This is a genomic window from Mycoplasma sp. 2248, from assembly GCF_034863245.1.
In the GTDB taxonomy this organism is placed as follows: domain Bacteria; phylum Bacillota_I; class Bacilli_A; order Mycoplasmatales; family Metamycoplasmataceae; genus Mycoplasmopsis.
In genome coordinates this window covers 45,939-57,498 of sequence record NZ_JAYFFC010000005.1, presented here as the reverse complement: position 1 = coordinate 57,498, position 11,560 = coordinate 45,939, and the positions used below count along the sequence as shown (strand labels likewise).

At 27.4% G+C, this 11,560-nt stretch carries 15 protein-coding genes; 3 read left to right on the top strand and 12 right to left on the bottom strand.

Annotated features, from left to right (window positions below):
* Positions 1-1,134, bottom strand: a 1,134-nt coding sequence (locus VBM91_RS02125; RefSeq protein ID WP_323189127.1) for a trigger factor-related chaperone, incomplete at its 3' end; no start/stop codon positions are given.
* A 131-nt stretch (positions 1,135-1,265) separates the two neighbouring features.
* On the opposite strand from VBM91_RS02125, the gene ligA reads away from it, so the two are divergent.
* Positions 1,266-3,413, top strand: a complete 2,148-nt coding sequence (gene ligA / locus VBM91_RS02120) for an NAD-dependent DNA ligase LigA (protein ID WP_323189126.1) — start codon at positions 1,266-1,268, stop codon at positions 3,411-3,413.
* A 77-nt stretch (positions 3,414-3,490) separates the two neighbouring features.
* Here the strand turns inward: ligA and rplS are convergent, their stop codons facing one another.
* The 10 genes from rplS to VBM91_RS02070 form a co-directional block, all read right to left on the bottom strand.
* Positions 3,491-3,847, bottom strand: coding sequence for a 50S ribosomal protein L19 (rplS, locus tag VBM91_RS02115; RefSeq protein WP_257089090.1), 357 nt, complete (start codon positions 3,845-3,847; stop codon positions 3,491-3,493).
* The gene (gene trmD / locus VBM91_RS02110; RefSeq protein ID WP_257089092.1) at positions 3,837-4,523 is read right to left on the bottom strand and encodes a tRNA (guanosine(37)-N1)-methyltransferase TrmD; all 687 of its coding nucleotides are present in this window, start codon (positions 4,521-4,523) and stop codon (positions 3,837-3,839) included. Before trmD ends, rplS begins: the two co-directional genes overlap by 11 nt.
* Positions 4,523-4,771 (bottom strand): 30S ribosomal protein S16, encoded by a 249-nt coding sequence (rpsP, locus tag VBM91_RS02105; RefSeq protein ID WP_257089094.1) that lies wholly within the window; start codon positions 4,769-4,771, stop codon positions 4,523-4,525. Before rpsP ends, trmD begins: the two co-directional genes overlap by 1 nt.
* Before the next feature lie 121 nt (positions 4,772-4,892).
* Complete coding sequence (locus tag VBM91_RS02100) at positions 4,893-5,918, bottom strand: energy-coupling factor transporter transmembrane component T (protein WP_323189125.1); 1,026 nt, start codon at positions 5,916-5,918, stop codon at positions 4,893-4,895.
* Complete coding sequence (locus VBM91_RS02095) at positions 5,918-7,165, bottom strand: ATP-binding cassette domain-containing protein (RefSeq protein ID WP_323189124.1); 1,248 nt, start codon at positions 7,163-7,165, stop codon at positions 5,918-5,920. Before VBM91_RS02095 ends, VBM91_RS02100 begins: the two co-directional genes overlap by 1 nt.
* On the bottom strand, positions 7,156-7,956 hold the full coding sequence (locus VBM91_RS02090; protein WP_323189123.1) for an energy-coupling factor transporter ATPase: 801 nt from the start codon (positions 7,954-7,956) through the stop codon (positions 7,156-7,158). The genes VBM91_RS02095 and VBM91_RS02090 overlap by 10 nt, the downstream gene beginning before the upstream one ends.
* Positions 7,957-8,039: 83 nt before the next feature.
* Positions 8,040-8,420: a GNAT family N-acetyltransferase gene (locus tag VBM91_RS02085; RefSeq protein ID WP_323189122.1), complete on the bottom strand. Its 381-nt coding sequence runs from the start codon at positions 8,418-8,420 to the stop codon at positions 8,040-8,042.
* Positions 8,347-8,838, bottom strand: coding sequence for a hypothetical protein (locus VBM91_RS02080; RefSeq protein WP_323189121.1), 492 nt, complete (start codon positions 8,836-8,838; stop codon positions 8,347-8,349). Before VBM91_RS02080 ends, VBM91_RS02085 begins: the two co-directional genes overlap by 74 nt.
* Positions 8,839-8,891: 53 nt before the next feature.
* Positions 8,892-9,080 (bottom strand): hypothetical protein, encoded by a 189-nt coding sequence (locus VBM91_RS02075; protein WP_323189120.1) that lies wholly within the window; start codon positions 9,078-9,080, stop codon positions 8,892-8,894.
* A 115-nt stretch (positions 9,081-9,195) separates the two neighbouring features.
* Positions 9,196-9,750, bottom strand: a complete 555-nt coding sequence (locus VBM91_RS02070; protein ID WP_323189119.1) for an inorganic diphosphatase — start codon at positions 9,748-9,750, stop codon at positions 9,196-9,198.
* 91 nt (positions 9,751-9,841) lie between these two features.
* On the opposite strand from VBM91_RS02070, the gene VBM91_RS02065 reads away from it, so the two are divergent.
* Positions 9,842-10,228, top strand: coding sequence for a hypothetical protein (locus tag VBM91_RS02065; protein WP_323189118.1), 387 nt, complete (start codon positions 9,842-9,844; stop codon positions 10,226-10,228).
* A gap of 68 nt (positions 10,229-10,296) precedes the next feature.
* Here VBM91_RS02065 and VBM91_RS02060 read toward each other — a convergent pair whose 3' ends face one another.
* The gene (locus VBM91_RS02060; protein ID WP_257089108.1) at positions 10,297-10,911 is read right to left on the bottom strand and encodes a ribonuclease HII; all 615 of its coding nucleotides are present in this window, start codon (positions 10,909-10,911) and stop codon (positions 10,297-10,299) included.
* A gap of 61 nt (positions 10,912-10,972) precedes the next feature.
* Here VBM91_RS02060 and VBM91_RS02055 point away from each other — a divergent pair, with 61 nt between their 5' ends.
* Positions 10,973-11,509, top strand: a complete 537-nt coding sequence (locus tag VBM91_RS02055) for a hypothetical protein (RefSeq protein ID WP_323189117.1) — start codon at positions 10,973-10,975, stop codon at positions 11,507-11,509.
* Positions 11,510-11,560 lie beyond the last annotated feature (51 nt).

The window sequence follows — 11,560 nt, the reverse complement described above, 5'->3', positions numbered from 1 at the left end:
ATACTTTTGTAGGTATTCTTTATTTTCTTCAAAAACTGCAGGTTCATTTTTTGATAAGTAGTATGTCCCTAGTTTTTTAAGTAAAACAATATTTGAAATTGCTTGAACACCGAATTGGTTAGCTTTTTCTCCAAAAATAGTGAATAATTTTTGTCTTTCTTCTTCCATTTCACTGTATTCAATTTTAATTCCTAACTTCTTGTTGAATAGCATAGTTCAGAAGTAGTTCATAATTGTAGATTTAACAACTTCTCTTTTATCTCCTGCGAAGTCTTCTTTAAATCTAAATTCTTTCATATCGTTTTCAATTAATTCATTATCAATTTCAAGTAATTGATTAAATTCTTTTAATAATTGACCTAAAATGTTTTCACCATAAGCAAAAACAGAATCATTAACAATTTGTTCTAAAATTGTTTTTTCAACATATTTTCTAACATCATCCATATTTTTAATTTGGTCAATATTTAACAAGTGAACATTTTCTGCAGTAATTGGCATTTCTTTAATTTCAACAATTTGAATAGGTTTAACTAAAAAGTCTCTTCCAGCATAATTTACAGTAACAACTTCCCCTAGTTTCACACCAATTAATTGTTTTTCAAATTGATGTTCACTTTCAGGATTTGCAATAATTTGATATTTTTCAAATTTAGCTTCTTGCATATCTGCAGGTTTAGTTTCGATGATTACATTATCATTAGTTTCAACTACATCTCTATCAACATTAAGTTTAAATTTGTAACCTGAAATAAATAAGTTATAAAACTCATCAATTTTTGCATTATAGTCATTTGATAATAACTTAAATGGTTCAGGTTTAATATCTAAATTATATTTTTCAAGGTTATCTTCATAGAAAACTTTTAATTTAAATGAAAAATCTTCAATTGTGAATTTAACATCTTGTGGAACTGGTAAAAATGCAATTTTATCTGCATCTTTAAGATTTATTTCTTCCATTAATTTTTGTTTAATTGAATCCATATAAGCATTTGATGCTGATGTTAAAATAAGTTTTTGATCAATTTTCTGACCTTCTCTTTTATTTGATTCTAAGTAACTTAAAACATTATTTTGTACAGTTAATCATTCTTTTTTATCAACTGTGAATTCTCTAATTTCGAACTTCATAATTTCTCCTCAATCTATTAATATTTTAATTATATACAAATATAAAAATAATATGTCTGAAAATTTAGCAAATAACTTACTAATTTGCTTATTTTGTTTAAAACTTTATATAAGCTGTATAATTTAAAAATATGAAAATACCTGCTACAAAAAATGAAATAAAAGACTACATTATTGAACTTACAAATGAGTTAAATAAACTCAATCACGCTTACTACAATCTAGATAAACCACTTGTTAATGACTTTGTTTATGATAGTAAATTAAGAGAACTTGAGGAGCTTGAAATTAAGTATCCTGAGTTTATTCAAGAAGATTCTCCCACAACTAAAATTGGTGGTGTTCCAAGCTTAAACTTCTCTAAATATACCCATCAAAAGCCAATGCTTTCACTTGCTAAAGCATATTCACAAGAAGAAGTTAATGATTTTATTAAAAATACTACATCACCTATAAATTCATCACAAATTAACTTCAATCTTGAACCTAAAATTGATGGTCTATCGATCTCATTAATTTACAAAGATGGTAAATTAGCAAATGCAGTAACTCGTGGAGATGGTAAAGTTGGTGAGGATGTTACTAAAAATGCTCTAATCATCAAAAGCATCCCTAAAACAATTAATTATCTAAAACCAATTGAAATAAGAGGGGAAATTTATATTAACAAATCTAAATTCCTTGAAATTAATCAACAATTAAAAGAAGAATTCGAAGAGAAGAAACTTGAATTTATTAATAAAACTTGACCAGCTTATTTAGCTAAATTAGCTGATTACAATAATGGTAAAATCAAAAAAGCACTTCCAAAGGAACCAAAAGAACCTACAGAAGATTATTTTGCTAATACTAGAAATATGGCAGCAGGTACTTTAAGACAGAAAAATGGTAAATTAATCATTCAGAGAGATCTTCAAATCATTATGTATGATATTGTAGATCCATTAGAACACGAACTAAAAGAACAATCACAGATTGTTGATTTCTTAAAATCATTAAACTTACCTACACATCAATATCACTATGTAGAAAAAGATTTTCAATCAATAATCAAAAGAATTAATGAGTTTGAATTAGTTAAAGATTCATTTGAATATGACTGTGATGGTTTTGTCATTAAACTAAATCAACTTGAATATTGAGATTTATTAGGTAAAACTGCTAAATTCCCTAGATATGCAATTGCATATAAATACAAAACCGAAGAAGCATATCCGATTATTAAAAAAATAGTAGCCACAGTTGGTAGAACCGGAAAAATAACTTATGTAGCAAGTTTTGACCCCGTTGAGTTAGTTCAAACAACAGTTTCAAACGCAACACTTCACAACTATGATTTTATTTCTAATATGAACATAAACATAGGTGACCAAGTTGTTTTAATCAAATCTGGTGAAATTATTCCTAAAATTATTGAGTTAAAAACTAAATATACAAATTCAATTTTCCCTAAGGTCCTAAATTGTCCTTCTTGTAATTCAGTTTTAGTTGAATACCCAGGAATTGTTGATCAATTTTGTGAAAATCCAAACTGTTATGAAAAACTAACTAGAAACTTATCATTCTTTGTTTCTAGAGATGCACTTAACATTGTCTCACTAAGTGAAAAGACACTTAACTTCTTCTTTGATAAAGGTTGAATTACAGACCAATATTCAATTTTCAATCTAAAGGATAAAGCTGATGAAATTCTTGAATTCTTCAAAGAAAATTCATCAAATCCTGAAGTTAAAATCAAGATTGCTGACAAAAGATTAAACAACATTTTAGTTTCTATTGAAGAAGCAAAAAATGTTGAATTACATAAAGCATTATTTGCTTTAGGAATCAAAAACATAGGTCTAGTAGTTGCAAAAATGATTTCAGAAAAATTAACAAAACTTTCAGACCTATTCGAAATTAACTTTGATGAATACCTTTTAATTAATTCAATTGGACCTGAAATAGTTCAATCACTTAAAGATTTTGTCGCAGATAATAAAAATAAAGAATTGATACAAAAATTAGACAGTGTGTTAATTTACAAATCATCAAATAATGAACCTAAATCAGATAAACTTAAAAATCAAACTTTTGTAATTACTGGTACACATTCAATTTCTAGAGATGAACTTTCAAAAATCATTGAGCAAAATGGAGGAACTGTTTCATCTTCAATTTCAAGTAAAACAAATTACTTAGTTGCTGGAGAAAATGTTGGAGCGACTAAATTTGATAAAGCGAACAAATTAAATGTTCCAATTATAAGTGAACAAGACTTATACGAAATGATTAAATAGCACTTGTTGCTATTTTTTTATACAAAAAAACCAGTCATTATAACTGGTTTCATATGTAATAAGGTATTGTGATTAAATTATTTGTTCTTTTTGATTTCTTTAAGACGAGCACTTTTTCCACTAAGATTTCTCATGTAGTAAAGTCTTTTTCTTCTAACTTTGTTTGAACGAACTACTTCGATGTGTGCGATTAAAGGTGAGTTAACTGGAAATGTTCTTTCAACACCAATTCCGTAAGAAATTTTTCTAACTGTGAACATTTCTCTTGTGCCTGATTCTTTTTTACTGATTACTAAACCTTCAAAAATTTGAATACGTTCTTTTTCACCTTCACGGATACGTACGTGAACTTTAACATTGTCTCCTGTTTTGAATTCAGGTAAGTCTGTACGTAATTGTGGGTGTTCTACTAACTCTAATAATCTATTTCTCATTTTTAATTATCCTTTCATAAAGGTCAGGTCTATTCTTTTTAGTTTTTTCTAAACTAGCCTGCTCTTTTCATTCTTTAATTTTCTTATGGTCTCCATTAAGCAATACTTCAGGTACTAAGTAACCTTTGTATTCTCTTGGTCTTGTATATTGTGGATGTTCTAATAAACCTCTACCTTGGAAAGATTCATTTTGATGTGATTCATCTCTAATGGCTCCTGGAAGTAATCTGATAATACTGTCAGCCATTACCATTGATGGTAACTCTCCTCCTGTAAGTACATAATCACCTATTGATAATTCAATATCAACAAAATTAAGTACTCTTTCATCAAACCCTTCATACCTTCCGGCGATGAAAGTGATTTGATCCTTTTTAGATAACTCCTCTGCTATTTCTTGAGTGAATTGTTTACCTTGTGGAGAAACTAAAATTCTATATCCACCGTTATTTTCTAAACTTTCTAAAGCTAAGTCAATTGGTTCTACTTGTAAAAGTAGCCCATGACCACCACCATAAATCTCATCGTCAACTTTTCTATGTTTATCTTTAGAAAAGTCTCTGAAATCAACCACATTAAATTCCACTAGTCCTTTTTCTTTAACTAAGTTAACAATACTTTCATTAACAAAAGGTTCATAGTATCTAGGGAATAAAGTAAGAAAATTAATTTTCATTATTTTTTAAGTTCTGAAGTTAATTTGTGAGCTCTAAATAAGTTAGCAACAGTAATTGTAGGTTGTGCACCTTGTTTTAATCATTTAGCAGTTAATTCTTTGTTTAAAACAAATTCTTTAGAAGATGGATTGTAGTGCCCTAAAGCTTCGATAAATTTACCATCACGTGGTGATCTTGCGTCAGCCACAACAATTTTGTATACTGGTCTGAACTTGTCACCCATTCTTTTTAATCTAATTTTAACCATTTTTACCTCCTTAATTAAGTGTAAAGCGCTAGTGCTTTACAGCTGTATAAATTTAGATATATTATAATATAAAAAAATAAATCACACGCATTTTTTTACGTGTGATTTATAGACCTAAAAATTAAATAATTCTTGTTGCAATGTACCCAAATGGTAAGTAATTTGGATACACAATATTTACAATTAAGAATGATAATATAGCTAATATAACTAATAAAGAAATTAAATCGATTCAAGATTGTTTAATTTTTCTATATTTAGTTCTCTTAGCATATGGATCATATCCTCTTGTTTCCATTGAGTTAGCTAAATCTTCAGCTTTTGAGAATGATGAAACGAATAAAGGAATAATCAATGTAGTAAATGCATCAATTTTTTCCTTAATATTACCGTGCTTGAAGTCTACCCCACGTGATGATTGCGCTTTAATAATTCTATTTGATTCATCAATTAATGTTGGTATGAATCTAAGTGCGATTGAAACAATCATCGCAATAACGTGTGTAGGTACAAAAATGAATTTAAGTGGATATAAAAGATCTTCAATTGCTTTTGTTAATAATATTGGTCTTGTTGTGTTCGTTAATAATGTAGTAATTAAAATCATTGTGTAAATTCTTAAAAACAAACTCAATGTTTTATTGATATTATCTAATGAAACACCATATTGAACTTTTTGCATAAGAGCATCTGAATGTTCACCTTTAAAAACAGATAATGCACCATTTGTGTCTATTATTGTGTTATAAAAAGTTTTGCTTGCTGAAGTGTTAAAACTTCAGAAACCATTCGTCCAGTAAGCTTGAGCTAACCTATTTACATCTTGATGATCTTTTAAATATGATTTGCTCAACATATTAGCAACATCATTATGTACCGTTTCGTTCGTTATAGTGTACAAGTTGACTGCAAAAATTACAACAGACACAAAGATAGGTAGCTTAAGCATTTTAAGTAATGGTCTTACTCTTTTATTTGTGTAAATATAGATAATAATAAGAGGTAAAAGTAAGATAACCATATCAATGAAATATCTAACCATAAACACCATTACAATATAAACAATAACCATAAGTAACTTAAATCTAGGATCTAATTTATATAAAAATCCATCACCTGGAATGTAACGTCCAAATACACTTTTCATTACACTCCCTTCTTACTTTCCATATGTTTATTAATATAGAAAGCCAATTGTTCTTCTGATGTTACTTTTGGTATATCTACACCTCTTTTTCTTAATTTATTAGCAAACTCTAATAAATGTGGTGGTTGAAGATTGTTTTCCTTTAAAAACTCAACATCATTTAAAACATCATAAGGTTCACCATCATTAACAATTTGTCCATTTTTCATAAGCAAAATACGTTTTGAGTATTTTAAAATGTTATCTAAATCATGAGTTACATTGATGATAGTTTTTCCTGATTTATGCAAATTATTAAGAATTTCTAAAATTTCATCAACACCTTGAGGATCAAGTCCAGCTGTAGGTTCATCAACAACTAAGAAATCAGGTTCCATTGCTAGAATTCCAGCAAGAGCAACTCTTCTTTTTTGTCCACCACTGAGTTCAAAAGGACTTCTTTCTAAATATTCTTCACCTAATCCGACAAGTTTTAAACATTCTCTAGCTTTTTCATAAGCTTTAATTTTTGGAACACCATAAGCCATCGGACCAAATGCAATATCCTCAATTATTGTTCCTTTAAATAACTGATATTCTGCAAATTGAAAAGCTATAGCAACTCTTTGTCTAATTTTTTTAGGCATAGATCTTAATGATTTGATTTTGTTTTTGTAGGTTTGTTGAGTCACAAAATCTTCAACATATTTAAGTTCATTAATTTTCTTTAATGTCTCAGAGTTAGCATCAAATTCATTTTTAAACAATTCAACTTCCTTACTAAATGAAAATTTAAACTTGTTTTTAAGTTTTGATTTTCTTTCAGTTTGATGCTGACTGTATTCTTCACTAAATTTGTTGTAAGCTATCTTGTATTCTTTTTTATAGATTTTTTCTAACTCTTTAATTCGCTTATCATTAACTTTAATTTCTTTTTTAATTTGAGCACTTTTTTCTTTAAGTTCTGCTTTATATTTAGGATCATTTTTATCAGAATATTTTTTGTCTAATGAAACTAATAGTTTTGATAGTTCATAGCCATATGTTCTTCTAATATTATCCTTATAAACTCATTCGATTACTCCATTTGTAGGTTCTAGTAATCTATTTAAATGTTCGATTAATGTAGTCTTTCCTGAACCAGTAGCACCAATAATACCAACATATTCACCTTGTTTAATTGTTGCAGATACATCTTTTAATGCAGTAAATTCTCAAGGTGTCTTTACACTAAATGTATGAGTTAATTTTTTTACTTTTATTTGCATATTTCTTCTATTAACTCACTTTCATTGTATGTTGGTTCAATTCCATTAATCATTGTGCTCATTCTGTAAATAAATGGAGATTCAATTTTCGCTATTTCAATAATTTCTTGGTTCTTTAATATTTCTTTTGGTGAGCCAGCTGCAACTAATTTTCCTTTAGCAAAAACTAAACATTTATCAGCTAAAATTGCTTCATCCATATCGTGTGTAATTGAGATTAAGGTTTTATCTTTTTGTTCTTTAATTTCCTTGATTATTTGAATAACACTTGATTTACCTTTTGGATCAAGCATTGATGTAACCTCATCGAAAATAATAACATCAGGATTTAAAGCTAAAATTGCAGCAATAGCAACCCTTTGTTTTTGCCCTCCACTTAAGCTTTCAGGTTCTCTTTCAAGTAAGTTTTCCATATCAACTTTTGCCGCATATTTTTTAACTAACTTATGCATTTCTTCATGTGGAATGTTTCTATTTTCTAATCCAAATGCAATATCATCTTCGACACTAGAACCTACAAACTGGTTATCTGGATTTTGAAAAATAATCCCAATTTTCTTTCTAATCTTAAGTAAGTTCTCTTTTGAATATTCAATTCCATCAATGCTAATTGAACCGCTTTGAGGTTTAAGCAAAGTTACAAGTACTTTTGACAAAGTACTTTTACCTGAACCATTGTGTCCTAATATAGCAACATACTCACCTTTTTCAATAGAAAAAGAAACATTTTTCAATGCTGGTTGAGTATCTGTTTCTCTATATCTGAATGTAATGTTATCTACCTTAATCATAAATATAATTTTAATAAAAAAGCAATATTTTGATAGCTTTCTTATGGAAAATTATTATTTTTAAATAAATTTAATTTATTTAACTAATTTTCCACTTTTGAAGCTATAAAATATTGTGCTTTATCTTTAAATCCTAACTTTTTGTATAAGTTACCAATCTTTTCTTCTGTGTAATATAAAAGTGGTTTAAGGTTATTGTTTAATATATCCTTACATAGCAGTGAAACTAAATGCGAAGCTAAACCTAGACCTCTAAATTCCGGATTTGTTGCTACTCCTCAAATTACTGCGTTTTTAGAATTTGTATAAACAACACAAGCGTGAGAAATTACTTTTTTATCTTTTAAAGCTATATAACCATAGTTTAAGTTATTTTCTAGAACATATTTTTTATAAGAATCAACTCAATGATTTCTTGAGCTTGGATAAAAATTTTCTTCTTCGAGGAATTTTTTTGATTTCATCAAAATCAAATAAATCAACTCTTTTAATTAATATCTTTTTATCTAATGCTTCTTCTTTTGCTTCAATAAAAACAAAATCATCTTTATCTAATGCAGCAATAGTTTGATTGTAAATTTCATAATTATTAAGATTACTAATCTGATGAACCAAATTCAAGCAAGCATTGCCATAAGTTATTACAGTTGGTGAAAAATCTGAAAGCAAATTAATAATTTTCTCCACATTTTCTTTTTTGTAGTTTACATTAGATATAAATGCAGAATATGCATCATTTCTAAAAGTGTTAATTACCAATCCATTTTCGAAATAGGTAATGGAACAGCTATTTTCTAATTTATTTTCTAGTAAGTTGTTTTCATATAGAAAAATATAGTAATTATTTACAAATCATTCTTCCTTTAATAAGTCTAAAGTCATAAAACTCCTCAGTTGACAAATTTCAGTTAATTATATCACTATGAATTTTACTTTTATAACTTGTAGAGTATAGAAAAAGGTACAATTATCTGCTCAGAAAATTCTGTCTCACTTAAATCAATGTATTCAAAATTGATTCCTAATTTGTTTTGATAATACTTAATTACATTATTTGTAACTTTACTTAAGCTAGAGTTTTCTTTAAACGAAAGATTACTATTTAAAAACAAAACTTTCTTCATGTTTTCCTTTTTATTTTGTAAAAAGTTAATTTTTTACTTAAAATCTAACTTTTTCATAAAATTTTTTGTTAAGAAATAAAAAAATCTATCCCTTAAGGGATAGAAAATTATCTAATTAAGCAACATATTTTTCAGGATGTTTTTGTTTCATTAATTCAATGAATTCTTTTTTATCAATTGAACCATATTTGTTCATTAAATCAACACATTCTTCATATTCAGCAATAGCTCATTCAACATCTTCGAATCCATCAACTGATGTAATTCCTGGACGTTTTCAGTTTTTGTATGTACTAAAGAATGTTTTAACTGTATCTAAAAATGGTCTTGGTAAGTCTGATAATGAGTTAATGTGATCTAATCTGTAATCATCAGCGTGAACTGCAATTAATTTTGTATCAGTTTCACCGTCATCAATCATTTTCATAGCACCAATAATTCTTGCATTTAATAATGAACCTGGAATGAATTGTTCTGATGAATATAATAATACATCAAGTTCGTCTCCATCTCAGTCTAATGCTTCAGGAATGAAACCATAGTTGCAAGGGTAAACAAAATCTTCACGTAAGATTCTATCTACTTCAATTTGTCCTGTTTTTCTGTTGTATTCATACTTGATTCTTGAGTTTTTTTGAATTTCAATTTTAATTTGCACTTCTTTTTTCATAGTCATATTATAAAACAAAAATATTTCACTTTCTACTTTGCTTTTTTTTTTTTTTTAGAATAAGGATATAGATAAAAACGAAGGGATATATATGGAAAACAAAAAATATTATACGAAACCAATATTCTGATTATCATTAATTTGAATAATTATTATTTCTGTAGGAATTCTACACATAATATGATCAGTTGTTGTGGTACAACTACAAATTTACTATTATTCTTCAGGATCATTTGCTCGAATATATATACTTGCAATAGGAACAAATATAAATATCTGAATCATAGCAACGATTACATTTATTCTTCACATAATATTAATGTTTTTACAAATCATTGCTATTGTTAGACTTCTTCGCAGAAAAAGCGAAGATGATATTGCAATAGCAGTATTATATATTTTAGTCTGTGTATTTGGCCCAATCTTTAGTTTTGTAGGCTCAATATTAGCTAAAAAATCTGAAAAAAATATGAAATAGATTAATTTTCTAGCACTTTAGTTTTCTGAGTGCTTTTTTATTAAAAAAACTAGGTTATCCTAGTCAATTTATCTATATTTTCGATGCTTTTCGTATGATGCTACAACTGGTTTGTATTTAGTTCTATGTATTTTAGTTGGACCAAACACATTTAAAGCATCTAAATGTTTTTTAGTCCCATAACCTTTGTTATTATCAAAATCATATTCAGGGTATATTTTTGAATATTCTTTAAGCATTCTATCTCTTGTAACCTTGGCTAAAATGCTAGCAGCAGCAACTGAAAGTGAAATTGAATCACCTTTAACTAAATTAATTTGTTCATAGTTTTCTAAATTTAATTTTTCATAATCTGTAATTATCAAATCAGGTTTGTTTTTAAATTTTTTAACAATAGATTCCATACCTAAAATTGATTCTCTTTTAGGATTTGAATTATTGATTTGTTCAAGAGTTCTAACTTCAATAACATATTCAACACAATCGTTGACTATTTCTTCATAAAGTTCTTCTCTTTGTTTTTCAGTTAACTGTTTAGAATCTTTAATTTTGCTATTTGAGTATCCTTTAGGAAAAATCACGCCAGCAACTACTAACTCACCAGCTAAACAACCTCTTCCTACTTCATCTAAACCAATAATGACATCGTATTTGTCTCAATAATTCTTTTCAAAATCTAACATAAGTAAATTATAAAGTTAAATATAATTAATATAATGATTTTATTCCAAACAAGGAGATATTATGGGTTCATTAGTTACAGCACATTGTGATATGTGCAATAAAGATTATAGATATGCTTTTGGAACAATTGCTGATGTTGTTCCATTTGATATTGTTCTTAAATTAATGGTTAAAGAGCAAAAATATTTATTAGACTTTGAAGTGTATAAAGAAGTGTTGAGAAAAGAGTTAGCTGAAGATCCACAATTTAAAACTTTATCTTATGAACAACAAGATAAAGTTTTAGAAACTTCATTTAAACAGGTTGATGAATTCTTCCCTCAAGAAGAAAAAGATATGATTAAAAACAACATACTTTGAGGTGGTTCAGTAGAAATTTACCCAATTGTTGATTTAAGAATTCCTGAAGAACAAAGAGAAGTATTTAATGTACCTTTAGTTCATTTAGAATTTCTAAGACCTGAAGGAACTGTTAAATATGACCGTAAATATAATGAGAATGTTTTATATGTTCAATTCACACCAGATCAAAAACTGTTAACATGTCCAAAACACGTGACAATTTCAGCTAGAAAAGTAAAAGAAGATAGAATCTAAAGCAACCATTTTACAAAAGAATTTTATTTTCAAATCACTGCCTATTTCGGT